20 protein-coding genes are annotated in these 25778 nt (G+C 56.5%); 1 reads left to right on the forward strand and 19 read right to left on the reverse strand.

The features are described from left to right. Positions 1-14: 14 nt before the first annotated feature. Positions 15-1046, reverse strand: coding sequence for an ABC transporter substrate-binding protein (locus BM408_RS16240; RefSeq protein WP_175541816.1), 1032 nt, complete (start codon positions 1044-1046; stop codon positions 15-17). 149 nt (positions 1047-1195) lie between these two features. On the opposite strand from BM408_RS16240, the gene BM408_RS16245 reads away from it, so the two are divergent. After that, complete coding sequence (locus BM408_RS16245) at positions 1196-2101, forward strand: LysR family transcriptional regulator (RefSeq protein WP_092130993.1); 906 nt, start codon at positions 1196-1198, stop codon at positions 2099-2101. A gap of 22 nt (positions 2102-2123) precedes the next feature. On the opposite strand, the gene BM408_RS16250 is transcribed toward BM408_RS16245, so the two are convergent. The 18 genes from BM408_RS16250 to BM408_RS16330 all read right to left on the reverse strand — a co-directional run. Then, the gene (locus tag BM408_RS16250) at positions 2124-3311 is read right to left on the reverse strand and encodes an MFS transporter (protein WP_092130922.1); all 1188 of its coding nucleotides are present in this window, start codon (positions 3309-3311) and stop codon (positions 2124-2126) included. A 100-nt stretch (positions 3312-3411) separates the two neighbouring features. Next, positions 3412-4563, reverse strand: a complete 1152-nt coding sequence (locus BM408_RS16255; protein ID WP_092130995.1) for an ABC transporter substrate-binding protein — start codon at positions 4561-4563, stop codon at positions 3412-3414. Between the two features lie 73 nt (positions 4564-4636). Further along, complete coding sequence (locus BM408_RS16260; protein ID WP_092130996.1) at positions 4637-5665, reverse strand: ABC transporter substrate-binding protein; 1029 nt, start codon at positions 5663-5665, stop codon at positions 4637-4639. Positions 5666-5878: 213 nt separating this feature from the next. Then, the gene (locus BM408_RS16265) at positions 5879-6790 is read right to left on the reverse strand and encodes a LysR substrate-binding domain-containing protein (RefSeq protein WP_092130924.1); all 912 of its coding nucleotides are present in this window, start codon (positions 6788-6790) and stop codon (positions 5879-5881) included. 113 nt (positions 6791-6903) lie between these two features. Beyond that, positions 6904-8031 (reverse strand): mandelate racemase/muconate lactonizing enzyme family protein, encoded by a 1128-nt coding sequence (locus tag BM408_RS16270; RefSeq protein ID WP_092130926.1) that lies wholly within the window; start codon positions 8029-8031, stop codon positions 6904-6906. Beyond that, complete coding sequence (locus tag BM408_RS16275) at positions 8032-8400, reverse strand: RidA family protein (protein WP_092130928.1); 369 nt, start codon at positions 8398-8400, stop codon at positions 8032-8034. Between the two features lie 100 nt (positions 8401-8500). Continuing rightward, on the reverse strand, positions 8501-9880 hold the full coding sequence (locus BM408_RS16280; protein ID WP_092130930.1) for an FAD/NAD(P)-dependent oxidoreductase: 1380 nt from the start codon (positions 9878-9880) through the stop codon (positions 8501-8503). Beyond that, complete coding sequence (locus tag BM408_RS16285; protein ID WP_092130932.1) at positions 9870-10226, reverse strand: (2Fe-2S)-binding protein; 357 nt, start codon at positions 10224-10226, stop codon at positions 9870-9872. The genes BM408_RS16280 and BM408_RS16285 overlap by 11 nt, the downstream gene beginning before the upstream one ends. Beyond that, on the reverse strand, positions 10216-11352 hold the full coding sequence (locus tag BM408_RS16290; RefSeq protein ID WP_092130934.1) for an NAD(P)/FAD-dependent oxidoreductase: 1137 nt from the start codon (positions 11350-11352) through the stop codon (positions 10216-10218). The genes BM408_RS16285 and BM408_RS16290 overlap by 11 nt, the downstream gene beginning before the upstream one ends. 101 nt (positions 11353-11453) lie before the next feature. After that, positions 11454-12248: an ABC transporter permease gene (locus tag BM408_RS16295; protein ID WP_092130998.1), complete on the reverse strand. Its 795-nt coding sequence runs from the start codon at positions 12246-12248 to the stop codon at positions 11454-11456. A gap of 8 nt (positions 12249-12256) precedes the next feature. Continuing rightward, complete coding sequence (locus tag BM408_RS16300) at positions 12257-13129, reverse strand: ABC transporter permease (RefSeq protein ID WP_092130936.1); 873 nt, start codon at positions 13127-13129, stop codon at positions 12257-12259. Then, positions 13122-14192 (reverse strand): ABC transporter ATP-binding protein, encoded by a 1071-nt coding sequence (locus BM408_RS16305; RefSeq protein ID WP_092130938.1) that lies wholly within the window; start codon positions 14190-14192, stop codon positions 13122-13124. The genes BM408_RS16300 and BM408_RS16305 overlap by 8 nt, the downstream gene beginning before the upstream one ends. 60 nt (positions 14193-14252) lie before the next feature. Then, a complete protein-coding gene (locus tag BM408_RS16310) occupies positions 14253-15281 on the reverse strand; it encodes an ABC transporter substrate-binding protein (protein ID WP_092131000.1) in 1029 nt (342 codons plus the stop codon). A gap of 414 nt (positions 15282-15695) precedes the next feature. Next, positions 15696-16046: a hypothetical protein gene (locus BM408_RS22985; RefSeq protein WP_175541817.1), complete on the reverse strand. Its 351-nt coding sequence runs from the start codon at positions 16044-16046 to the stop codon at positions 15696-15698. A 239-nt stretch (positions 16047-16285) separates the two neighbouring features. Further along, the gene (locus tag BM408_RS22790) at positions 16286-16804 is read right to left on the reverse strand and encodes a hypothetical protein (protein WP_139237363.1); all 519 of its coding nucleotides are present in this window, start codon (positions 16802-16804) and stop codon (positions 16286-16288) included. After that, positions 16804-20649 carry an RHS repeat domain-containing protein gene (locus BM408_RS16320; RefSeq protein WP_254774848.1) on the reverse strand — a complete coding sequence of 1282 codons (3846 nt, stop codon included), beginning with the start codon at positions 20647-20649 and terminating at the stop codon, positions 16804-16806. The genes BM408_RS22790 and BM408_RS16320 overlap by 1 nt, the downstream gene beginning before the upstream one ends. Positions 20650-20732: 83 nt before the next feature. Then, positions 20733-23588 carry an FG-GAP-like repeat-containing protein gene (locus BM408_RS16325; RefSeq protein ID WP_092130940.1) on the reverse strand — a complete coding sequence of 952 codons (2856 nt, stop codon included), beginning with the start codon at positions 23586-23588 and terminating at the stop codon, positions 20733-20735. A 42-nt stretch (positions 23589-23630) separates the two neighbouring features. Next, on the reverse strand, positions 23631-25778 hold a 2148-nt coding region (locus BM408_RS16330), incomplete at its 5' end, for an FG-GAP-like repeat-containing protein (protein WP_092130942.1).

The raw sequence follows: 25778 nt of genomic DNA on the forward strand, positions 1-25778 counted from the left end.
TCATCCGGCAGGGCTTATCGCTCGACAGCACGGTTCCAGCGATTGGTCCACTCGGCACGCTTGGCGTTGATAACCAAGTAGTTAGGTGCAATCAATGCGTTGACCTTTTCTGGTCCAAACACCACTCGCTTCATTACATCCGGTGGCAGCTTTGTGTTCTTGTTAGTAGGGCCGAATCCTTGGGACGTAGCCAGCAGTGCCTGTGACTCTGCTGACGCAAGATGCTGTAGAAATTGCTGTCCCAGCTTGGCTTGTGGTGCACCTTCAACAACGCAAGCCGACGACATGATCACGACTGCCCCCTCTTTCGGGTAGACGAATTCGACCGGCGCACCCTGATCGACCACCGCTTGCACTCGCCCATTTCCCCAAACCACAAGCGCAGCCTCACCGGTTTGAAGCATCTGCGCCATTTTTCCGGGTGAAGGCTCCCAGGCCAGCACATTAGGAGCGACTTTTTTGATCATGACGTCAAAGCCCGGATCCATGGTTGCCTCGCTGCCGCCATTGAGTTTTGACATCATCACTAGCGTCAACAGGCCATAGCCGTTGGTGATCGGAGGAATCACAACCTTTTGCTTGTACTTGGGGTCTGTCAAATCTTGCCAAGACGTGGGGGCCTTCCAACCATTCTTAGCGAAAACATCCTTGTTGTAGGCAAGGCCGCTGGCGATATAGCCGAGACCGACCGAACTATCCCCTAGCATGCGGGCGTTCGGATACAGCTCCTTGATAGACCCGGTGTTCTCTACTTTGGCGCAAAGACCTTGGCCGACCGCCTGGTACATCGGGCCATCGTCCATGACCGCGAGCGATATTTCCTGCCGACCTTTTTGCGCCTGAAGTTTCGCGAGGATATCGGTCGAGTTGCCCGGCACATAAACGACTTTGGCACCGGTTTTCGCCTCAAAGGACGGAATGAGCTTTTCCTTGAACAGTTGCTCATACGAGCCACCGTACCCGCCAACATAGATCGTGTCAGCGGCTCTGGCACTCAAACTGGACGCCAAGACTACTGCACTCATGACAATAAGGTATTTGCTCATCAAGGGCTCCTGCAAAAGGAAAGTTGTGGTGGAAACTCAACCGTAGGCAACGTTTAAATGCATTCAACCTAGGGCTAGACAAATTGTAGTGACGAGTTTTTGTCAGGAATAATCAAATTACAAGCCCAGCTTATGATTAAATGGTATATATGAAATCTTCACTCAATATGGGGCAAGTCGAAGCTTTCCGCTCAGTGATGATTGCGGGGACCGTGGTGGGAGCGGCTCGCCTGATGAATATCACCCAGCCTGGGGTCAGTCGCTCGATCGGGCTTCTGGAGCTGCGTATCGGCTACAAACTTTTTGACAGGCATGGGCGCCGCTTGGTGCCGACGCCCGAAGGAGAGGCGCTTTACCGAGAAATTGAGCCGCTGTACGGCAGCCTTGACCGTATCGCCGAGATTGCACAGGACATCCGGTTCCAACGTGCAGGCGCCTTGCGGATAGGAACGCTGCCGGCATTGGCGCAATGGCTGGTCCCTAGAGGCATTGCCCGCTTTCTATCCACACGACCTAAGGTGTCGGTTTTCGTGGAAAGTCTGCCATCGCGGCAAATAGCTGAACGGGTGTCAACCAGGCAATTTGACGTCGGAATTGTCGAGCTCCCCCTATTCCGATCCGCCATTTCGATCGAGCCCTTGGAACCTATGCCATTTATGGCCGTCATCCCCGCCACCCATCCCTTGGCGGAAAAGCCCATCATTTCCCTGAAGGACCTGGATGGGGAGCGAATGATCATGCTGGCCCGCCAGAGCTTCATACGGCATCAGATCGACGACATGCTCTCAAACCTTGGGGTAGAGCCTAACGTGATCCTGGAGACACCGAGCTCCTCCATCGCGTGCGCGCTGGTGGGAGCCGGTGCAGGCATCACGCTAGTGGGCAACCACACGGCCAAGCCGTTCGCTGGGCCTCAAGTCGTGGTTCGACCGATCAAAGAGGCTTTTTCTTCGAATTTCGCGATCATCTTTCCGGAAGCCGGGACTCGCTTATCGCTAGCTAACGCGTTCGCGGAAGAGTTTCGGGAAGAAATTCGGTGCTCCGACTTGTCTTAGTACCGAACCGTATCTGCGTTGGCTAGTCGTGAATGCCTACCTTTTCCGCGGTTGCCTTAAGAGTCCAAGCAATTCTGGAACCTACGCCCACAATGGCGCTGGCCACCCAGAATAGGCCGGTGATGCCAATGATCGTGCCTGCCGCACCAAAAAGCATGGGCATCGCGACGCTTGACACACTGATAGCCATCATGCGGAGACCAATCGCTTCACCGTGGCGTGCTTCTGGGGTGATTTGGTGCAACATGCTCATCACCATAGGTTGGACCATGCCAAGCGACAGACCTAAAAGCACCGAACAAATGCCCATACCAACTGCCGAATGCATTAGTGGATACACGGCAAAGACCAAAGCCGACAAGATCATCGCCACAACAAGTACAGCCCATTCCTGCACCCGCGCGGCAATGATGGGCAATGCAACGCGGATTGCAGCGGCAGCTATGGCGAATGCCCCCAAAATGACTCCTATCACCGATGCGCTTATGCCGCGCTCAAAACCGAGCACCGGCACCATGAAGGTGTGTACATCCCAACAAGACTGCAGGAACCAGTTCACCAGCATCAGATTACGGAAGCCCGGATCCCGCAGCAAGTCAATGGCGCTAAGCGCTTTGCCCGCCTTCGGCACGCCAGCAAGCGGCAACTCGGTCATGTTGCGCACCAAAATCCAGCAGGCCAGCGGGAAAATCGCCATCAACAAAAAGGCCGCTCGATAACCGGTAGTGCTCCCAGCCGTAGCACCGGCATGGTCAATCAGCAGTCCTGCAGCAAGAGGGCCGATAAACCCCGATATCGCCGTTCCAATAGATAGCCAGCCAAATACCTGTTTAAGCTGCACCGGCCCACTGATAGCGCGGCCCGCGTGCCGTTGGATCGCGATCACGACGACAACGGCAGCCGCGCCTGTCGTCAGTGCCGAAAAACACAACACAGCGAACACAGGCAAGAACACGGCCGAGCCCGCACCCACAGCACCGACCAAAACACAATGCCGGATGGGTCGCTTGAATCCGTGCCGGTCCGCGAAACGGCCCGCCGGCAAGGCCAGAAAAATCTGGGCCAACGCAAACAATGCGAGCAGGACGCCGACAGCCGCAGCGCTATAGCCATCGCGCAGTGCAATCAAGGATGCCGCTAGCCGAGTGCCGGTCATGCAACCGTGGAAGAGGACAAGGGCCGCGATTAGACGCGCCAGATCACGCGTCATAGCGAATCAACGGAGACAGTTCGAACCGGCCATTTTCTGGCTAAAAATCGAAAACTCAGCAGCGTTACGACTCGATGGGATTCCGCCAATCTCCCCGGACTCATTGGCGGATCTTGCCGGTGTCACTAATGATCGTAAGTTCCACGAACTTCGATCCGCTTCGCACCCCAGGCTTGAAGCCGACCGTATATCCACCCAGGTTAAGACTGTCGATGCTCTCCAGCGCGGTAGCCATGCCTTCCCGGGTCGGGCGTTTTCCCTGGCGTCGCACGGCTTCAACAATAACCTTTGCCGCGATGTAGCCTTCCATCATGACGTAGCTCACCGGGACGTCCAACTTACCGTCTTTGGCCACGGCCTCATTGAGCTCTTTCGCCAGTTTGGACGAGTGATACGGACTTGGAACCACCTGCGCAATAGCCACTCCCTGCATAACGCTCGAGACGAACGCCAGGCGATTTTCCGCAATCCGCTTCGTCACACGCTCCATATCGGCGCCCGAATGCACGAAGATTTGTGCAGAGCCGCCGTCTGCGCGATACCGCTCAATAAAGCGCGCACCAGCTGCACCACTGCACACCAGAATGATCGCCTGAGGCTTGGACTTGACGAAGGTATCAATCGCGTCGGCTACACGCGTGGTGCCTGCTTCATAGGACGCTTTCGAAACAATTGCGGCATTGCCCTTCTTGGCAATTTCTTCGGTTGCGGCTATTAGCGCATTTGCGCCAGGGCCCTCCTCATAGAGAAGTCCTAAGCGCGTCACTCCTATTGCCGCCAGGTGATCGGTGATCTTGCTGAGCTCAGTACGGAAATTTGCTCTTACGTTGTAGAGCTGAGGGGGCTCGACGCCGATCTCGGCAACGCGGTAGCCCACCAAGGAGAGCTTTTCCTTCGCAAGCAAACCAGCACTTACAAGTTCAGAGATGTTGCGATTGCCAAAATATCCAGCCAACACCATCGGCTGACTCTCCGCGAGCAGTTGCCGAGTGCCAGCAACTGTCTCCTCTGGTCGGCCTCCGTCATCCTTGCTCACTAACTCTAAGGTGTTTCCATTCACGCCGCCAGACTTATTGGTCTCACTAAAGAACAACTGCATTCCAGCAGCGTAGGCACGCCCCTGACTAGCCTCAGGTCCAGAAAGCGGTGCTACCTGCCCAACAACTATTGGCCCGGCGTATACCGATGGAATAGCGAAAATCGCGGCGCAGCTCAGAACGACCGGCATTGCCAGCTTAAAGATGTGTTTCATCGAAGTGATCGGGAAATTTTGGGGATGCGGCACAGCTTTTCCTTCCGAAGAAGGAAGAACCGAAGAAGAAAAGTCAACGCTCAATGGTGCGGTTCCAGCGATTGGTCCATTCGGAACGTTTCTGGTTCACGACATCCCAGTCGACTCGTACCAGTTTTTTAATGAAATCTGGCCCGTAGGGAACGTTCTGAGCGAGCTCTCCTTCGAGCTTCGTTTTACTGTTGGTAGGCCCCCAGCCTTCTGTGGCAAGCCACTGCTGAACTTGTGGAGAAACCAAGTGCTGCACGAAGGCCTGAGACTGCTCCATCGCATTGTTTTGAACTACAGGGCACGCAGCTGTGACTAAGGCAACAGCGCCCTCCTTCGGATACACAAACTCAAGCGGGAAGCCGGTCTTTTTCAGGGCGTAGGCGCGACTGCTGCCCCATACTGCTACATCCACATCGCGGTTATGAAACATTTCTGCAAGTGCCGCGGGTGACGAAGACCAGCTCAACACATTGGGGACGAGCTTCTTGCCAATGGCATCAAAACCGGGTTCGATATTTTTTTCACTTCCACCGTTCACCCGGGCAAACATAAGCAGGGTGTGAACCCCATAGGTGCCAGACAAGGAGGACGTCGTGAATCGTTGCTTATATTTCGGGTCTGTCAGGTCGTTCCATGACTGCGGAGCGGTCCAGCCTTTTTTCTCAAAGGCGGCTTTGTTGTATGCAATGCCGGTGGCAACCAGCCCCACACCGATGGCCTTTCCTCCGAAACGGGCTGCCTCGTAAACATCGGAATAGACCGGCGCCTTGGTCAAAGTTTCGCAGTAGCCATACTGAATGGCTTGGTACATGGGGCCATCGTCGACGATGACAACATTCATCTCTTGCCTGCCGCGCTGAGCCTGCAACTTGGCGAGCACATCGGTTGAGTTCCCCGGAATATAGGTGACCTTGACCTTGCGAGTTGCTTCAAACGCAGGAATGATTCTTTCCTGAAACAGTTTTTGAGCGCTGCCACCAGGGCCTGCCACATAAAGAGTGGACTGTTGCGCTGTTACGTGGCCTGCAGCACATAGTGCCAAAACAAACCAGGATGTCTGTAGTCGTTTCATAATTCCCCGCCACATAAAAAGGACCCCTGCCAGACTGACAAGGGAGAAGCTTCACGCGGGGCCTTACGACGCCAGCGACACCACGAATGTGGTGCCTGGATACTGTAGTGAGCGGGTCGATATCAGGTCAAATAGAAATTCGGGACAGGTCTATTCGAAGACGATATAGGACGAAAGCGAAAGACAACACTCCGCACCTGAAGACCTAGAGAGTCATTTACCACGCAGTGCTTCGCATTCTTCTCGAGCAACCATACGCAATACCTCCGAAAATTTCGCTACCAGGCGATTAGCTGGTCGCCCCTTGGGAATGATCAGAATGCCTTCATACGGCAGTGCGGGATCGAAAGGCCGAGTAACAACGGGTGCTGACCGGTAATCCTGTACAGCAAGCGGATTGACGATGCTGACCCCCATGCCAAGTCCCACCAGCGACCAGATGATGGAGCTGTAGGACGTTTCGATATTAATTATTCGCTTCACTCCCGCCTCATCGAAAATGCGGTCGACGGTTTTACGCAGCTCGTCCGGTTTAGCTGACGAGATGAAAGTCTCGCCCTCAAGATCTATCGGAGTAAGACGCTTCTTCTGCGCCAGTCGATGGTTCTCAGGCATCAGGCAAACGCCATCTATCCTGTATAAAACGTCCCGCTCAGTTGAAATATCCTGACGCGACAGCTGCGAAACAATGCCCAAATCGCAAAAATGCGAGTCCACCCACTGCGAGATGACAGACGAGTGGCCCATGTGAATAGAGATCCCTACTTCGGGATGATCTTGGGCGAACCGCTTAATCGCCCTCGGCAGAAGCCCGAATGCAATTGTTGACACCGCAGCAATCCTCAGTTCGCCGGTACCGAATCGACGGATCTTGTCCGCAGTTTCGTCCAACCTCTCCAGCCCGAGAAAGCTTCGCTGAACTTCGGTGAAAAAGGTGTGCCCCTCCTCTGTCAGAGTCAACTTGCCTGGGGATCTTTCGAAAAGGAGAAGGCCAATCGCTTTTTCGAGCTGAGATATCAACCGGCTGACATTGGGTTGCGAAGTGTGAAGAACGCGCGCAGCTGCCGTGGTGGAGCCGGAGAGCACTACCGCGCGAAAAGCTTCAACCTGCGAGAGGTTCATCATTGAGTAGGCTCCTTGTATCGGTACACCAGGCAATTTAATCGCCTAATTGGATGAATAACAAGTGGAGCCGGGAAAACCGCGGGTCGCTACACCACACGGCTTTCCCATGGATTTCAAGGCCGAGCGGAGCCGCTGGCAGTTGCCAAGCGTTTCAGGGCTTTTTCATCCACCTCAACACCCAACCCCGGCCGAGTGCCGACATCGAAGCCATCGCCGTTCAACAGCAGGTTCACCGACATGAACTCGTCCCTCACCGCAGGCACGCCATTGGCATAGGTCTCCAGCATCACTGCATTGGGAATGGCCGCGCACACTTGCACGCTCGCAGCTGTGGCGATGGGTCCTACCGGGTTATGCGGTGCAACACCTATTCCATACATCTCAGCCATCACGGCAATTTTTCGCATCTCGGTGATGCCTCCAACACGAATGACGGAGGGCTGCACAATCCCCACCGCCTGGCGCTCAATGACCGCGCGAAACTCCTGCCTTCCAGCGAGCCGCTCACCCGTCGCAAGACGCACGGGAGACTGTCGCGCCAGACCAGAGAGAACCTCAAGGTTCTCGGCCATCACCGGTTCTTCGATAAATAGCAGGTTATATGGAGCCACCTGCGAGCAAAACTGCGCGGCGGCGGCTCGGTCCAGTCGTCGCCATAGATCAACCATCAAATCGATGTTAGGGCCCACTGCAGCCCGAACAGCAGCAACCTCGTCGACCGCTCGTTGAACTTCAACAGGCCTCACGGCCCAGTTCTGCTCATGCTGGGGAAGAAAGCGGAACGGATACCACTTCAATGCCGTTGCACCTTCCGAGACAGCGATCCGAGCAAGGTCAACCAGGTCCGCGCCCTTCGCGATGTCTCGCCACCATTGATTCAAATAGGCACGCACTCGCGTCCGGTAGGGTCCTCCTAACAGCTGGTGAACTGGCAAACCGGCTGATTTTCCGGCAATGTCCCACAGAGCCTGGTCGATAGCGCTGAGGGCTGCCAGGTCGGCTGGTCCACCGCGCCAGAAGATCCGGTCGTGAAGGTCTGCCCAAATTCGCTCGACACCGATGGCACTGCGGCCTTTAAGGTATTGGGCAGCAGCGTCAATGCCAGCGCACACTTGGCCGGATCGGTAATCGAGAGTGGCCTCGCCGACTCCGGTGATGCCGTCGTCTGTTTCGACAACGACCATCGTGAAGTCCTTGAATGGCGTGGGCACCACATACCAACGGATATCTGCGATCTTCATTTATACAGAACCTTTTCCCACTGCGGCCGTTACGATGATCTCTACCAGTACGTCTGGCGCACCCAGCTCACATTGGGCAGTGGCACGCGTGGAAGCAGCACCGGGCGCTGTCCATGCGTCCCAGATCTCGTTCATGCCCGCAAAATCGCTCTTGAGGTCCTTGATCCAGATCTGTGCGGTGAGGAGGCGGCTTTTATCTGTGCCAGCCTCGGCAAGAAACTTCTCGATCTTTGCAAGAGTCTGGCGCGTTTGACCGCGAATATCCTGGCTGCGGTCGTCCGCTGTCATGCCGCCTACAAAAACCATTCCGTTGTAAACCACGGTGCGGCTGCGGCGCTGATCGGTAGCAATGCGTTTGATGTCGCTCATCTGAATTTCCTTTGTTTGAGTTAAAAATCCCACGCAAGCCACTGCGTTGGTCTACTTGCCTTTAAGTTGGTGCCTCTGTGTAGAGCGACCCTTCGAACGGTTAGGTACCGGCCAGCTCACCTATCGTCACCGGCTTAACCGGAGGCCGGATGCGGTAGTACCCCACTTCCTGTGGAGACAAGCCACGGCTATCAGCAATAAGCTCCGTAACAGTCAAGCCGCACAGCCGCCCCTGGCAAGGCCCCATCCCACATCGTCCAAACGCCTTGGTCTGATTGGGGCCCTGGCAGCCGAGTTCGACATACTTTCTGATCTGGCCTGCCGTCACTTCTTCGCAGCGGCAGACGATGACTGAGTCATCCTGAGGGATGCGCTGGGTCTCCGGCGGGCGATAGAGTGCATCCAAAAAGGGCCTGATGTGGAGTTGCTTTCGCAACTCTTCTCGCACGGCACTTTCGCGATCATCACGGTCGCCCCCTTCCAGATGGCCGAGCTTTGCAGCAACCGCTAGAGCAGCTAACTTCCCCTGCGAAGCGGAAGCTTTGGCACCCACAATTCCGCGGCTGTCGCCCGCGAGATAAATGCCGCTCTCCTCAATCTGACCGAACTCGTCTGTTTCCGGTTCCCAGCACAACTGGGCTTCGTTCCAACGATGCTTAGCCCTAAGCGACCAACTCAACTGAGTATTCGGAACGACCCCTTGGTGCAACAGGATGAGCGGTGATTCGATACGGCGGGCTCGACCTTTATGAGTGAAGCTGATCGCTTCAGCATGATCAGTGCCCTCAATCGAAAGGGCCTGTGCACCCGCATAGACCTGGACTCCATGCTGACGTAGATGGCTGAGCATGCGCATACCCTTGCGCAAATCGCGCCATCCGCGTAGTGCTCCTCCAATATGCGCAGCAGCCCGCAGGTAATCGCTGGTCTGGGTGGTGTGAACTACCGCCTTCAGCTTGACGCCAGCCTGAAGGTACTGGCTAGCCAAGAGATAAAGCAAGGGGCCGCACCCTGCCAGAACGACAGGCTCGCTTGGTAGCGCACCAGCACTTTTGTACAGAATCTGCGCCGCACCAGCACCCATAACTCCGGGCAGGGTCCAGCCGGGTATGGGAAATGGGCGTTCCATGGCGCCGCTCGCCAGGATGATCTGGCGCGCTTGCAGGGATTGGTTAGCGCCTTGGCGAACATAGTTCACCTTCAGGTCACGGCCCACATTCCATACTGCGGCTCCGGAGATATGCTGAGCCCCGCTTTTGGCGAAAGCGCGGGTCAGCTCAGCGCCGGCAGCGTAGTCTTCGCCAAGCACCGACTTTCTCTTTTTGCTCGCGGCATCTACAGCTCGGTAGATCTGTCCGCCTGTCGCGGCTTGCTCATCCAGCAGGGCCACGCTCAGCCCCCATCTACTTGCTTCACATGCCGCGGCCAATCCGGCCGGGCCCGCGCCCACAATGGCTAGGTCGACGACATTAGCGTCCATGGTTTTCTCCTCCCGAGGAAATCTCCAGGGCAGACGCACCTTGTTGACGCCTCACAACCATTCCCTCCCGTACAGGGATCAAACAGGCTTGGCGGCTAGGCGTGCCGTCTACTTCCACTAAGCAGTCGAAACACACGCCCATCATGCAATAGGCTGCACGCGGTGCAGATGTGACCGGAGTAGCCCGGAACGGCCCTACCCCGTTTAACAGCAAAGCTGCGGCAATGCTGACACCAGCCGGAGCGGTAATCGGGCGGTCATCGAACTGCAGCGTGACTTGATCCGAAGGAGAGTCCCCTTTCGACGTAAATAGCGCAGGACAAGGAGAAGAAGTTTTAGTGTGCATTTGAAAAGCTCCGGTTGGGGTCCAGAAATCGTTCCCCCGCAAATACTTCGAAGGCATCAGGCGCAGCGCCCAACCCAGCCACCCAAGGTCCGATCACTTGCGCATGGGCGGCCGCCAGGGATACACCGCTATGGCTAGTCGCCACGAATGCGCCCGGACAAGACGCCGATTCCTGATAAATCGGCAAACCATCTGGCGTCAGCACTCGCAAGGCACCCCAGGCACGGACCAGCCGCACGCTGGAAAGAACGGGAAAGGTGGTCACTGCACGTTTGGCGATCCATTCAACGGCGGAAACTGTGGTGCCATCGTCCAATCCGACGTCTTCGACTGAATACCCCAGCTGGACACTGCCTTCATTGGTCTGGCGCGCCTTGTTGGTGGGATACGGCAAAAAGGGCTTGAGTCTTTCGGTAATCAGCACTTGCCCTCTATTGGGAAGAACTGGAGCGTGCAAGCCGACTTGAGGGGCGAGTTCGTTGTTGCCCAAACCAGCGGCGAGTACAACGCGTGGGGCTCGCCAGCTTTTCCCATCCTTGCTCTTGATCTCAAAACCGGCACCGCTCTGCTGGTGGGTAATCTGGGTGACATCAACACTGGAGACCACTCGTGCACCGCGTGCCTTCAGGCCAGCATGAAGGGCATGCAAGAGCATGAGCGGATTGGCGTGACCATCCAGCGGGCAGTAGCTTCCTCCCGCGACCGCCGGGCCTATGGCCGGCAGACGCGCTTTGAGTGCAGCATGGTCAAGCATTTCATAAGGAATGCCACCTACCGAGCTATTGATTCGCTCCAGCATGACCTGGCGCGCCTCCATCTCGGCTTCGCTAAAGCCAATCCAGAATCCCCCAGGCTGATGCAGAGCTACATCGACACCGGTAAGCTCGAGCAGCTCTTTGGCCAGTGCGGGCCAGCATGTCAGCGCGTCTCGGCTCCAGCGCGCATAGCGCGGCACCTTGTCGCCCTTGCTCTGCACCCACACCAGACCGAAGTTTCCTCGTGAAGCTCGGTGAGCAACGTCGCCTTGGTCAAGCAGGGTAACCGGGGCGCCGGCTCGGGCCGCTCCGTAGGCGATGGCGGCGCCAACCAGGCCGCCGCCAATCACTACCAATTCTTGTGTTTGCATGATGTTCTCCTTGCCTGCGATGTGGGGGTTTGGCGCTCGTCGGGACGAGCGCCGTCCTTCACAGGCTTGGCCTGTTAAATATTTCTGTTAAAGAGAAAGGGTTACTTCTTGCCGATCAGCACACGGTCTAGTCCAACCACCCGGTCCAGCAAGACCATCAGAATCAGGGTGCCGACAATCAGCACGGTCGAGATTGACGCGACGAGCGGATCGGTGATCTGCGAGATGCGGTGGTAAATGGCAACTGGCAGCGTGGTTGTTCCAGGTGTGGCGACAAAGATCGTCATGGTGACTTCGTCAAAGCTCTGGATGAAAGCCAGCATCCAACCGCCCGCTACGCCGGGCATGATGAGCGGCAACAGAACACGCCTGAAGGTGGTCAACCGGGATGCGCCTAATGACATCGCAGCCATCTCTGCGTCGCGATCCATGCCGATCAAAGCCGCAAGGGTCAGCCTCAGCGAATAGGGAAGCACGATCACCGCATGCGTCAACATCAGAGCGGTGAATGAGCCGCTCCAGCCGGCCAGCGAGAAGAATCGCAGAAATGCCACGCCCATCACAATGTGCGGGATCATTAACGGCGACATGAGGAATGCCGTCAGAGTCTCGCGTCCGCGAAAGCGGTGACGGGCAATCGCAATGGCTCCAGGCAACGCCAACGCTGACGCGATCGTCGCAGAACCAAGTCCCAGCCAGATGGACAACCAGAATGCATCGATGATGTCCGGTGTGTTCAGTATTGCCACAAACCACCGAAATGATGCGCCATCAAACGGCAACGAAATATAGTCTTTGTCGGTGAACGAGACCAAAGCCACCACGATGAGTGGTGCAACGATGAAAGTCACAAAGAAGGCGTGATACAGCAGGGCCAGCCAGCCGTTTTTTCCGATCTCGGCCTTCATGATGCAAATACCTGTTTGAAGCGGCGCTCAAGCATGCGGTTGCAGCCCACAATAATGACGACATTGGCTATAAGAAGCAGTACCGCGATAGCCGCCCCTAGCGGCCAGTTCATCGAATTGAGGAACTCGTCATAGGTCGCCGTTGCGACTACTTTGACACGACGGCCACCAATAATCGATGGCGTGGCAAAGGCCGACGCAGCGAGTGCAAAAACAATGATGCTTCCCGAAAGCACACCGGGCAGCAATTGCGGAAACACGACTCGCCGGAATGAGGTAGACGCAGTTGCTCCTAATGAGCGACCGGCGTGCTCTACTTGGGGATCCAGCTTCTGCAGCGCACTCCAAACGGCAATGACCATAAAGGGCACAAACACATGAGTCAGGGCGATCACGACGCCCAGCATGGAAAACAAGAAGCGTATGGGTTCGTCGACAACGCCTAGGCGCTGCAATGCAGTATTGACCATGCCTTGGCTGCCGAGCAGAATCGACCACCCCAACGTGCGCACAACGACAGATATCAGAAGTGGACCGAGAATGACCACAAGGAACAAACCGCGCCAGGGCGCCTGCATGCGAGCCAGAATCAGGGTCTCCGGTACGCCCAACAACACACACAAGGCAGTGACACCTAGTGCCATAAGCCCGGTCCGGATGAATATCTGGTGGTAATAGCTGTCGGTGAGTATTTCAACGTAGTTATGCAAGGTGTAGCTTGGCTGAATACCGCGCATGCCGTCGAAAACATTGAATGACAGTAAAGCAGTCAGCCCCAAAGGCACCAGCAAGATGCCAATAAATAGGAGGAGCGCAGGCGATGACAGTACCCAAGGCGTACTGGAACGAGGTGCCAAGACATCAGCCATGGCTACCCTCACTGGGAATAGCACGCAAATCATCATCTCGCCAGACCAACCCGATGTTCTCCCCTTCTTCGGGAAGGTGGTCACCCAGATTCGTCGATGTCAGGCGTAGCTTACCCAGCACGCTTTCGATTTCATAAAGCCAGTGGTCGCCCAAGAAAAGTCGCGTCGTCACCTTGCCAGGCAGATTGCCTTGCCCGGCCGCAGCCAGCCGCAAGCGTTCGGGCCGTATGTAGACGCCAACTTCTCCGCTTATCTTGCTCCCCAAGTGCGGAATGCGCATGGTGCAGGGCCCCGCCTGGACGATCGCGCATTGCTCTCGCATTTCGGTAACCCGGCCCGGAATAACGTTGGTCTGACCCAAGAAGCTCGACGCAAAACCCGAGGCCGGCCGGTCATAGACCTCGAACGGGGTTCCGAGCTGCGCGATCTTGCCCTCGCTCATCACGGCGATACGGTCGCTCATCGTCATGGCTTCGACTTGATCGTGCGTCACGAGAATGGTCGTGATGCCAAGCTGCCGCTGAAGGCCACGCAGCTCAACATGCATCTCCCCGCGCAGTTTGGCGTCCAGATTGGACATGGGCTCGTCCAGCAGGAGTACCTGAGGACGTATGGCCAGGGCACGGGCGATTGCGACACGCTGACGTTGACCACCTGACAGTTCCCGCGGATACCGCCTGCCCAAGCCGCCCAGTCTGACCATTTCAAGAGATTCTTCAACACGGCTGGCGGCCTGCTGACGGGGAAGTTTTCGCATTTCCAGGCCGAAACCGATGTTCTCGGCGACGGTCATATGGGGAAACAGCGCATAGCTCTGGAACACCAGGCCCATGTCCCGCTTTTCAGGGCGAACATCGGTGATATCTTGGCCATTCAGATGGACGCGGCCCGCAGTCGGAACCACAAACCCGGCGACCATCTGCAAAGTCGTCGTCTTACCGCACCCTGATGGGCCGAGTAAGGAAATAAATTCGCCGCGCTCAACGTCCAGATTCAAATCGCGTACGACGTGCGATTCACCGCCGTACGTCTTGGACAAAGCTCGGAGTGATAAAAAGCTCATGGGGCATGTGGGGACTGAATCCCCCTCCAGAAAGAGAAAATTAAAGCGGGTACCGAGGGATCAACGTTCGATGGTGCGGTTCCACCGATTGGTCCATTCAGCACGCTTCTGATTCACCACATCCCAGTCGACCTTGACAAGCTTCTTAATGAAGTCCGGTCCGTACGGCACGTTTTTGGCAATCTCTCCTTCGAGCTTGGTTTTGCTATTTGTGGGGCCAAAGCCCTCTTCAGCCAGCCATTGCTGCACTTGTGGCGAAACTAGGTGTTGCACAAAAGCCTGAGATTGCTCAGGAGCGCTGTTTTGCACGACCGGGCAGGCCGCGAGCACCAGGGCTGCAGCGCCCTCCTTCGGATAAACGAACTCGATTGGGAAACCGGTCTTTTTCAGCGCATAAACACGGCTGCTACCCCAGATCGCAACGTCCACATCACGATTCTGGAACATCTCGGCGAGCTTGGCCGGCGACGAAGACCAGCTCAGCACGTTGGGGGCCAGTTTCTTTCCAATGACGTCAAAACCGGCTTCGATATTCTTTTCACTTCCGCCGTTAGCGCGTGCAAACATAACCAGGGTATGAACGCCGTAGGTGCCAGATAGTGACGATGTCGTGAACCGCTGGCTGTACTTTGAATCAGTCAAGTCTTGCCATGACACCGGTGCCTTCCAGCCTTTTTTGGCAAAAGCGTCTTTGTTGTAAGCGATACCAGTGGCGACCAAACCTACACCGATTGCGTTACCACCAAAGCGGGCCGTCTCGTAAACGTCGGAATAGACGGGAGCGTTTGTGAGAGGCAGGCAGTAGCCATACTGGATGGCCTGGTACATCGGACCGTCGTCGACGATGACCACATTCATCTCTTGCTTGCCACGTTGGGCTTGCAACTTGGCGACCAGCTCGCTGGATATCCCAGGAACATAGGTGACCTTGACTTTGTGGGTCGCCTCAAAAGCAGGGATGATTCTTTCCTGGAACAGCTTTTGCGCACTACCGCCGGGACCACCCACATAAAGCGTGGGCTGTTGCGCCGTAGAAGCACCCGCGCCAATTAATGCAAGAGCAAAAGAAAATGCCTTAATTTGTCTCATCATTTCACCGCTTTATAGAAGTAGTAAGGGTCCCGGCCAAACTTGGGGAGGGAGGTGCTTCACGCTGCGTTCCGCGACATTCGTGGCATCACAGCCTGTAGCGCTTAGCTACTGTATCGAGGGGGTGGATATCAGGTCAAATAGATATAAAGGGCCGCCCTATTCATTGGCGATATAGGAGGGAAAACCCTATATCTCACAAGTGAAACCGATTTATGCTTTTCGCGAAGTCATAGGCTCCGTATCGTGAGATTGAGGCTTGTTCGGAACCGGCCTCATGCTTCGGGGCAATTTAATTGGACGCGGCATATGCCCGAGGGGACTTGCAGGCAAACTCACACCGGGCATCGCCCAGTGACCATTGGATACCTATCTGTAAAAACCATGAGTGGGTGCGTTTCGCGCGTCGCGTGACTACGATCGCTTCAGTACGCCGAGCTGGCCCGCTGCCAGTTTATTTTTTATCTTCAAATCAGCAGTTTGATGGGCATCCAAGTTGACGCTTGAGCCAAAAAGCGTTCTGCAAAAAACTTTATCCCGCTGGAATTCCTGCCCAAAATGCCTTCCCTTTGCGGAACAAACACTACAAAAACCCGCATGGAATATAGAAATCGCAGGGGACTCAAAATCCCCCGCCGCAAGGCGTGCCGGTTCGATTCCGGCCCCGGGCACCATGGCTATTCCTCGGCCGTGGGATTGAGTTCTTGTTCGGTGAAAGTCCTGCTTTTTCTTTTGCCAAAGCGCATACCAGTCAGATGCGGACAAGACCGACCCGGCGAGTTCTTCGCTCCGCTGTCTGCATCTCTCTCTAAATTGAATTACAGCCTCGCAACCTTGTTATAGGTCGAGGCTGAAATCAGAATCTTTGCGAGGTTGGGCACCTCATTAGGAATCAAGACAAAAAATCGCGAAGCAGCGGCGCACTTTGAGACAGAGCCACTCGCCTGGGGCCATTGATTCAGATAAGCGGAATTTACAAGGCCAATTCAGTTGACGAGCTTTTCTTATTTGGGTTGCCCTAACTCTTTAGATGCCCTTTCGACTATTGTCATTAATCGTTCTTTATTCTCGAGTGACAGATGCTTAGCACTTATTACGTTAACTGACGATATGAGCATTTCGGTTGCGAGCGCGAGACGTCGTGGTTTCCTGACCCGCCTCCAAATCTCAACGTCTATATTCCTTCCGACAAAAAAACTTGAGTCCTTCCGCTTGTAAGTTGTGAAGTCTTCTCTCGAATAAATTTCTGGATCACTAATAATTGGAAACAGGACAATATTCTTGAGTTCACAAGAAAAGTTGTCGCGCTCGGCGTATGAGCTAATTAGCTCAGCCAGTTGAACAAATATCGCTATATCTATCCCAACAGTCACAATTCCTGAAATAGTGAAATTGAATTTCCGGCTGAGCGCCACTTTGTTAATGGGCGCACCGGCCCGCTCAGCACGATCAATCAGTTCGCGACCCCTTTGACTTATCTCCATTTGACGTCCTTCATCGTTAAGAGCTGATGCTCCAATCATCAGCAACGTTTACTGAGCGGGGGTAAATCTTTGTGAATTACTACGTAGCTAGTGCACAGCATAACTTCCAGCATCCGTGCAGGGGCCCGGCTTTCGTATGTTTTTATTGGAACCATGGTTACATTCAGCGCGGCATATTGAGCTGCCGTATATCGACTCCAAGGATCGGCCTCCCCAGTAATCCCGTACTTCATGACACTACCATCGAAGTTCGAGATCAATTGATAAACCGTAGTAGGAGTCGGGCTGATGTCGCTATTGCCATGAATTAAATTTTCTAGAGAGTCAATGCCATTCGCCAAGGCGTTACCAGTGAGAGCACCCAGTGCTGCGCCACCTGTAATTATTGTTGGTGCGCCTAGAGCACAAAAACCACCTGTACCTGCGGTACAAGCACCGGCCCCCGCCGCACCTAACGTCCCTCCTGCAAGTGCCCCGGCACCGATGAAGTTTGCACGCGCCGCCGCTGACATCGCATTAAACAGATATCCAAAGGCGGCAGTGGCGGCCCCATTCTGAAACTTACCGCCTGCAATTGCCGAACCTACACCACCGGCGATTGTCGCAACGGCTCCTTGCGCAACACCTACTCCCCATCTTTCGGTAGCGTTTGTCGCGTATTTTCCAAGCAGCGCACTAGCAGCACCGGAGCCGCAATTGCCACCTCCTGCGGCTGAGCTAACACACCCTGCTCCTGCGTGGGCCACATAGCGCTCAAATGAATTGGCGCCTTCTACGCCAGACCCACCCACCGTGCCTGCCGCACCAAACAAAGCACCGGTAAACGCACCTTGCATCGCACCATTCATAGTGCCGGTGGCAAGAGCCCCGGCCACAAACCCTCCCGCAGCTCCTGCCACCGCACCACCCAGCGCGGTCATAGAACCTACGGTGCTGAATATGGTCCCCCCGCTCATAGTGACGAACGCGCTACTTGTGCCTGCCGCGGTTGCAGAACTCATCATTGCACCGGAAACAGCTCCAGCGGTGTAGTAAGCCACCACCGCAATCACCACCGCCTTAAATATGCTCTTGAAGCTCCAATAACCGCTCGGATCAATAAATGCCAACGGGTTATTCAGCACATAGGCATAACGGTTGTAGGTCTGCGCAAACGCCGGATCGTTGATGAACGGATCCGCACTCATGAATCTGCCCACGAGCGGGTCATAGATGCGCCCATTCATGTGAATCACCCCCATCTCGTCGAGGTGCTCATGCATGGTGTAGCCACGATCGGTGTTCCAGCCGACGATGGAGTCCAGCACATCGGGCGTGCCGTTCACAAAGCGCCGCTTGCCCCAGGCATCAAATGCCATGCGCTCAACGACGGCTCCGGTTTCATCGCTGATCGCCACGATGCTGCTCAGGTGGTCGTTGTGGAAGTAGCTGGTGGTCGTCACCGGGGTTGATCCCAGCGTGCCTGTCCTTTGGACGAACAGCGCAAACACCACCCCACCGGCACTCACGTAATGTTTGTTCTCGGTGATGCCCGTGCCCTTGATCTCTTTCTCATAGCTCAAACCCAATGAGTCTTCGCCATTGAGGTACCAGGTCGTACCCGGGTTCGGTCCGCCCACCACAGTCTGCTTGATACGCTGGTGCTCGGGGCCGTAGACGAAGGCTAGGTTCCGGTCCACCGGCCCGGCCGTGCTGCCCGACATGTTGCCGAAGGTGATCGTGGCCGGCATGTTGAAGCTGGTGTAAGTCTCGCCTCGGTATGTATGACGGCTGTTGACCGCGTCCAGGCTGACGGTGTACTCCAGGTTGCCGTTGCCCAGCGCTGTTCCATTGACAGTCTGCGCACCGGGCTTGTAGTCGTCAAAGGCGTAGGCCAGCTGGCGCGTGCCGCTGAGTGCGATCTGCGCACCTGGAGCCGTCTCCAGCGTGATGTTGGTCATGCGGTTGGGGCGCGCCGCGTCATACCAGTAGCGGCCCACATCGCTCTTGTAGGTGATGTTGCCCCGGGCGTCATACATCACCTCAGTCGTTGTTGGTGGGCTCACGGCACCGCCCAGCAAGGTGTTCAGCGTCAGCCGGTTCAGGCTGTCATAGCTAAAGCTCTCCTGGGTGCCCACGCCGGGCGAGTTGTCGGCCCGGGTAGTGAGGTTGCCCAGCGAATCATAGGTGTAGCTCTGACTGAGCACATTGCCGGTGGCCTGCCCGTCTTTGGTGGCGGTCTGGCCGGTCAGCTTGCCGGTCGCCTCGTTGTAAGCCTTGACGGTGGTGACCTGATTGCCCTGTTTGTACTGGGTGATGCGGCCCTGGGCATCCATGGCCAGCACTTCATAGCTCACGGTCTGGGTAAAGCCGCCTGTGCCTCCACCGTTGACCTGCTTCAAGTAGCCAGTGGCGCTGTAAACATAGCTGGCCTGGTAACCGGTGGGCCAGGTCTTGCTGGTCATGCGGCCTGTGACAGCGTCATAAGCGACGCTGACCACGGCCGGGGTTGATGGGTTGTCCAGGACGGTGGCGGTTGCACTGGGCCGGCCCAAACTATCGTAGGTATGAAGTCGGTTGTAGCCGTTGTCAGACTTGGCTTCACAGAGTTTGCCCACGCCTTTGCCGCAAGCATTGCCGTCAAACTTCTTGTCGTAGCTCCACTGGCTCACCAGGTCGGGCTCGGTGCGCTGGGTCATGCGGCCCAGGGTGTCATAGGCCATGGTGACGGTCTGGCCCAAGCTGTCGCGCTGCCAGACAAGCTCGCCAAAGACGTTGTAGCGGTACTCCCAGGCGCCCATGGCGGGGTCGGCCATGCTGGTCTTCTGGCCGCGCTGGTTGTACGCCATCGTCGTGATGGAACCTGCGGCGTTGGTTTGCAACAGCTGGCCGAGCGCGTCGTAGGTGTAGACGAGGGAGTTGCCTTGGGCGTCGAGCACTTGGGCTACCTGGCCTTGCGCGTTCTTGGTCGTGGTCTTGGTCTGGCCCTTGCTGTTGGTGGTGACTGTGGTCAGGCCGCTGTAGCTGATGGTGGTGACGGCAACGCCGCCGACTGCATCCGGGTCGGGCGACTCTTCGCGGGTGGCACGCCCGAGCACGTCGTAGGTGTAGCTGCTCCAGTAGGCAGCGCCGCCCACCAGCTTGTAGACGTTGGACTTGCGGGAGACGCGACCGAGCGCATCGTATTCAGTGTCTTGCACCAGGGCGGGGGCGGCACCCGCGCCGTCAAAGCCGGCCGTCTGGCTGCGTACCACGCGGTTCAGGGTGTCGTAGTAAGAACGCTTCTCGGGTGCACTAACTGCAGCATTGGCCGCATAGCTTTGCTCGATGGCGACCCAGTTAATCACCGCCCCACCGATAGGGCCAGGGCAGCTGATGCCGACGTCGGTGCATAGCTTGTAGGCCCAGGTGGTGTAGGTGCCGTCGGAGCGGGTCTCTTTGGCTTTGCGACCAAAGCCGTCGTACTCCCACTGGGTGGCAAGGCTGTTGGGGCCGGTCAGGCTGGAAGGAGCGCCAAAGCGAGCGTCGTAGACCTTGGTCTCGCTTTGCCCCAGAACGTTGCTGGTGCTTAAGGGGAAGCGGCCGTCGGCGCCGTAGCTGCTGGTGGCAGTGCGTGGCGTGCCGGCGCTGGAGATGGCGTAACCCGTTGCCCCTGCGCAGGCAGACGTCGTGACGCTGGTCTTGTTGCCGTAGGTATCGTAGGCATAGCTGGTCTGAAGACAATCATTCGGGCTGTCTGGCTCAACCACCTCTTTGGTCAGCAACCCGCTGGCGTCGTACTCAAAGCTGCTGGCGCGCACTTTGGTATCAGCCATGGCTGGGTTGCCCCAAAGACCCGCCAGGGTCAGCAGGGTGATAGCGGCTACGCGCTGGATGGCTGCGTGCGAGGTGCTGTGCTGTTTCATGGTGTTCCCTACCCTCTACTCTTAAACTTAAATGCTTGCTGATTTGATGCTTGCGACTTCGATACTTGAACTTGCTTTAGGCTTTACGGCGCAACGCTGGTCACGGTGGCCTTCTTGAGCCGCCCGAGCACCCAGCTGCCGCTGCCGGTGTTGGCCGGCCAGTATTCGTTGACTGTCGTCTTGCCTGCGCTGGCGCTGTTGGTCACGCTGATCTGCGTCGGGTCGCCGTACTGCGGGCTCTGGCCATATTGGTAGCTGTTGGTGACTGTCGGATAGGCGCTTCCGCCCAGATCCCAGCTTTCTTCAACGCTTTGGCTGGGGTACACAAAGGTGGTGCCTGTGGCCGAGCCTGTGCCCTGGGCGTAGGTGTTGGTCGTGCGTTTAAGCACACCGGTATTGCCCGAGCCGGCCAGTCTCGTCTCGCTCTTTGCCACGCTTCCCGTCAACGGCCAGTTCTGGTTGAACTCGGTGTAGCTCTCGATGTTGTTGGCCAGGTTCTTGGATTTCATCCACCTAAAGCCCAGCATGCCCCTGCCTGTGCCCAGCTCGGCCTTCAGGCCGCCGTAGTTGTATTGCGTGGTCACCGTGCCGCCGACTCCGTTACTGCTGGCTACCGAACTCACCACGTACTGTGCATATTGCAGGTCCAGCTTCGGGTACACCGCCACGTTAGGAGCGATGTCTTTCGTATAAACGGTTGAGTTTCCAATCAGGGAGCTCAGGGCAATGGTAGTTACCTGGCCATTTTTTGTGACAGTTTCAAGCCGATCATTGGTGTTGGGCAACGAGGTGGTGCAGTAAAAACCATCAATGGCGCGCCCGCAAACATCCGTCACGCCGTCACCATTGATATCCGCATACCGCATGGTGCTGTAGTACTCTGGATAACCCCAGCCGTTGTTGTTGCCGTAGCTGGTCGACCATGCAGTCAGCCCACCAAAACCGTTGTTGCCGGTATTAAGTCCGCAATAAAAACCGTCGAACATCCGGGCGCAGACATCTGGCAGGCCGTCGCCGTTGATGTCGACATAACGAATGGTGGAATAGTACTGAGGAAGATTAAAGCCCCCTGCATCCGAAAGACTGGTCGACCACGCCGACATGGCGCCGAAACCAGTGCCGTTACCTGTGTTGATGGAGCAGCCAATGCCATCTCCGCTGCGGACACACATGTCCGCCAGCCCATCGCCATTCAAATCCGGGAACTGGATAGTGCTGTAGTACTGCGGCACATTGAAGCCGTTGGCATCGCTGGGGATCAACGACCACAAGGTGGCAGTCCCAAATCCGGCACCGGTGCCCAGGTTGAGAGCGCAGAACAAGCCGTCTCCGCCACGGCCGCAAACATCCGGCAAGCCGTCGCCATTCAAATCCATGTACTGAATGGTGCTGTAGTACTGATCGAGGCCCCAGCCGTTGTCGTCTCCGTACTGTGGGGACCAACGGGTCACCGTGCCAAAACCGGTTCCGTTGCCAAGGTTCAGAGTGCAATACAGGCCGTCCCCAGCCCGGCCGCAAATATCCGGGAGGCCATCGCCATTGAGATCCAGGTACTGGATGGTGCTGTAGAACTTGGCGGGGAGCCAGCCCCAGGCGTCGCTATAGCCGATAGTCCAGCGCGTCAAAGAAGAAAAGGTGGTGCCGTTATTGATGCCGCAATAAATGCCGTCGATCATTCTTGCGCAAATATCGGGAAAACCGTCTCCGTTCACGTCGGGATAACGAATGGTGCTGTAGTACTCCGGCTGGTCAAAACCACCGGTATCGCCGAAGCTGGTCGACCAACGGGTCAAGGCGCCGAAACCAGCGCCGCTTCCCAGGTTAAGCCCGCAATACACGCCATCGTAGTTGCGGGAGCACACATCGGCGAGGCCATCATTATTGACATCCACCAACATCAGGTTGTTGTAGTACTGCGGCAAATTGAAGTTATCTACATCGCCAAAACGTGAATGCCATTTGGTTAGCGTCTGAAGCGAGGTGTTGGTAACGGCCTTGTATGCAAAAGCGCTTTGAGGCAGGCAAGTGCCGCCCGGCGCACATTCCGCAACGGTCACCATCCTCGAACGGCTGGTCGCCGGGCTTGGGCTGTAAGCCAGGGAATAGGTTTTGGTGAGGGTGCTGCCGATGTACAACTGGATGCCGCTGATGCGCCTGTCCATCTGGATGAGGCTGCCCCCCTGATAAACCTTGGTTTTGTCGGTTCTTGCCGTGTCATGCACGAAGGTGACGGACTGGCTGTTAGGCAGGCCCGCGGCTGTATTGCCGCCATAGCCGATGTTGAGCGGGGCGTACATGCTGCTGTCAGCACTCTCGTAGTAGCCGAACGTCATGAAATTGGTCTTGACGTCGCTGATCTTGTTGATGGCCCAGACCCGCACCGTGGCTTTGCCTTGCGCTTCGATGCGCGAGTCGGCCGTGTTGCCATATTCCATCGTCAACCCGGCCTTGGTCTGCACCGTGAAAGACGCAACGCCGTTGCCGGCGGTTCCTGATGCGACGATCTTGCTGAAGCTGTCGAGTTCGGTGCGGTATTCACTGCCCGCAACGCCATAGGTACCACTGACCAGTATCAAGCGCTGGCCATCCATGCAATAGCGATCGTTCATGTCGAAGTTGACACTGCCCCTGAAACTGTCTTGCGCCATGGTGCGGGGGCAGCGGCTGATAGTACTGAGCCCGCTCAAACTCCAGCCCATGCCCAGCAGGCCGTTGCCGCCCTGGCTGTTGTAGGTCAGCTCCAGCTTGGGTTCCATGCCGGCGACTCCGGGTGGCACCTGGATGGGAATGCGGTAAGTCGCTGCGCCTGACTCATTGACCGAGAACTGCCCGGGCGTGACGCCCGCGACCGTGGTCTGCGCCACCGCAGGAAAGGCCGCTACGGCGCCTAGCCAGCACAGCATCACTCTCAGTACGGCCTTGCGATATGGTTCCTGCATTCCCTGCCCTTTTTTTAATATTTGCTTTTTACGCTTTGATTATTACGGCGCCACGCTGGTCACGGTGGCTTTCTTGAGCCGCCCCAGCACCCAGTTGCCGTTGCCGGTGTTCGCCGGCCAGTATTCGTTGACGGTGGTCTTGCCGGCACCGGCGCTGTTGATCACGCCGATCTGCGTCGGGTCGCCGTACTGCGGGCTCTGGCCGTACTGGTAGCTGTTGGTCACCGTCGGATAAGCGGCGCCTCCCAGGTCCCAGCTTTCTTCAACGCTCTGGCTGGGGTAAACGAAGGTCGTGCCTGCGGCTGAACCCGTGCCCTGGGCGTAGGTGTTGGTGGTGCGCTTGAGGACACCCGCATTGCCGGAGCCGGCGAGCCGCGTCTCGCTTTTGGCAACACTTCCCGTCAACGGCCAGTTCTGGTTGAACTCGGTGTAGCTTTCGATGTTGTTCGCCAGGCTCTTTGACTTCATCCATTTGAAGCCCAGCATGCCACGGCCCGTACCCTGCTCCGCCTTCAAGCCGCCGTAGTTGTACTGCGTGGTGACCGTTCCGCCTATGCCGTTGCTGCTGGCAACTGAACTGACCACGTATTGCGGGTACTGCAAATCCACCTTTGGATAGACAGATCCTGTGCCTTTGGCATGCACAGATGCGCTGGTCAGCGGCTTGTTGTTGATCGTCATGCTGACGATCGCCCCATCAGACACGCTGCTCAGCAAATCCGGCCTGCCGCCAGCACCTGCGGCAAAGTGACTACGCCCGGCCCCGATGAGAAACAAATCGGTCACGCCATCGCCGTTGTAGTCTCCTGGGTACATGCTGTACCAGGTCCTCCAGTCTCCATTGACCGTTGTCACGCAATTGTTGGCCGACGCAATTCCAGGGCCTGCACAAAACGCGCTGGTACCGTACCCAATCAAATAAAGATCAGTGATACCGTCCCCGTTGTAGTCGCCGGGGTAGGCATCGAACTGGCTTTTCCAGTCTCCCGTCACCGTGGCCACGCAATTGTTGGCCGACGCGATTCCAGGGCCTGCGCAAAAGTAACTGGCACCACTCCCCATAAGGTAGAGGTCGAGGATGCCGTCTCCGTTGTAGTCTCCCGGGTAAATGCGGTACGGGCTTCTCCAGTCCCCACTCACCGTTGTCACGCAGTTGTTGGCCGACGCGATTCCGGGGCCTGGGCAAAAGTAACTGCCCTCGTAGCCCACGAGATACAAATCGGTCACGCCGTCGCCGTTGTAGTCTCCTGGATAAACACTGTACTGGCTTCTCCAGTCCCCGTTCACGGTGACACCGCAGTTGTTGCCTGACGCAATCCCCGGGCCCGCGCAAAACACGCTGGCGCCGAACCCAATCAAATAAAGATCCGTGATGCCATCTCCGTTGTAGTCACCGGGGTAAGCCCAGAACTGGCTCTTCAAGTCCCCGGGTATCGTGACAGCACAGTTATTGACCGATGCAATTCCAGGGCCAGGGCAAAACACGCTGACATCAGGCCCAATCAAATAAAGGTCTGTGACGCCATCCCCGTTGTAGTCACCAGGGTAGATGTTGTACCGGCTCCTCCAGTCTCCGTTGACGGTAATAACGCAGTTGTTGGCCGACGCAATGCCGGGACCTGCACAAAACACACTGACATCGAACCCGACCATATAAAGATCTGTGATGCCGTCCCCGTTGTAGTCGCCGGGGTAGATATCGAATTGGCTTTTCCAGTCCCCGAGCACGATCAGAGTTGCATTGTTCGCTTGGTTGATTCCCGGCGTTACGCTGCCCCAACCGAAATTCTTGGCCGGGAAGCAATTGTTATTTCCATCACAAACGTCAAATGACGTCACCCTGGAGCGTGAAGTCGTTTGACTGGTTTCATAGTTTGCGCGGTAGCTGGCAATCAAATTTGCCCCAACAAAAGTGCGGACGTTGAGCAGCCGCTTTTGGGAAGCAATCAGGCTGCCTCCAAGATACCCTTTGGTCACATCAGGTCGCGCTTCGGTGACGAACTGAACGGAGTTGGCAGTGGCCTGCGAAGCAACGGTGTTGCCCGAATAATCAATCCTCGAAGGGTAAAAATCCCCATTGGCGTTGTCTTCGACATAGCTGAACGTCATGAAGTTGGTCTTGACGTCGCTGATCTTGTTGACAGCCCAGACCCGCACCGAGGTCTTGCCTTGCGCCTCAATGCGGGAGTC

Origin of the sequence: Polaromonas sp. YR568 (genome assembly GCF_900116715.1) — a bacterium.
Classification (GTDB): Bacteria; Pseudomonadota; Gammaproteobacteria; order Burkholderiales; family Burkholderiaceae_C; genus Polaromonas.

Coding starts and splice junctions, on each gene's coding strand:
- BM408_RS16240 (WP_175541816.1), bottom strand. CDS start 1,046: ATGAGCAAATACCTTATTGTCATGAGTGCAGTAGTCTTGGCGTCCAGT.
- BM408_RS16245 (WP_092130993.1), top strand. CDS start 1,196: ATGAAATCTTCACTCAATATGGGGCAAGTCGAAGCTTTCCGCTCAGTG.
- BM408_RS16250 (WP_092130922.1), bottom strand. CDS start 3,311: ATGACGCGTGATCTGGCGCGTCTAATCGCGGCCCTTGTCCTCTTCCAC.
- BM408_RS16255 (WP_092130995.1), bottom strand. CDS start 4,563: ATGAAACACATCTTTAAGCTGGCAATGCCGGTCGTTCTGAGCTGCGCC.
- BM408_RS16260 (WP_092130996.1), bottom strand. CDS start 5,665: ATGAAACGACTACAGACATCCTGGTTTGTTTTGGCACTATGTGCTGCA.
- BM408_RS16265 (WP_092130924.1), bottom strand. CDS start 6,790: ATGATGAACCTCTCGCAGGTTGAAGCTTTTCGCGCGGTAGTGCTCTCC.
- BM408_RS16270 (WP_092130926.1), bottom strand. CDS start 8,031: ATGAAGATCGCAGATATCCGTTGGTATGTGGTGCCCACGCCATTCAAG.
- BM408_RS16275 (WP_092130928.1), bottom strand. CDS start 8,400: ATGAGCGACATCAAACGCATTGCTACCGATCAGCGCCGCAGCCGCACC.
- BM408_RS16280 (WP_092130930.1), bottom strand. CDS start 9,880: ATGGACGCTAATGTCGTCGACCTAGCCATTGTGGGCGCGGGCCCGGCC.
- BM408_RS16285 (WP_092130932.1), bottom strand. CDS start 10,226: ATGCACACTAAAACTTCTTCTCCTTGTCCTGCGCTATTTACGTCGAAA.
- BM408_RS16290 (WP_092130934.1), bottom strand. CDS start 11,352: ATGCAAACACAAGAATTGGTAGTGATTGGCGGCGGCCTGGTTGGCGCC.
- BM408_RS16300 (WP_092130936.1), bottom strand. CDS start 13,129: ATGGCTGATGTCTTGGCACCTCGTTCCAGTACGCCTTGGGTACTGTCA.
- BM408_RS16305 (WP_092130938.1), bottom strand. CDS start 14,192: ATGAGCTTTTTATCACTCCGAGCTTTGTCCAAGACGTACGGCGGTGAA.
- BM408_RS16310 (WP_092131000.1), bottom strand. CDS start 15,281: ATGAGACAAATTAAGGCATTTTCTTTTGCTCTTGCATTAATTGGCGCG.
- BM408_RS22790 (WP_139237363.1), bottom strand. CDS start 16,804: ATGATTGGAGCATCAGCTCTTAACGATGAAGGACGTCAAATGGAGATA.
- BM408_RS16320 (WP_254774848.1), bottom strand. CDS start 20,649: ATGAAACAGCACAGCACCTCGCACGCAGCCATCCAGCGCGTAGCCGCT.
- BM408_RS16325 (WP_092130940.1), bottom strand. CDS start 23,588: ATGCAGGAACCATATCGCAAGGCCGTACTGAGAGTGATGCTGTGCTGG.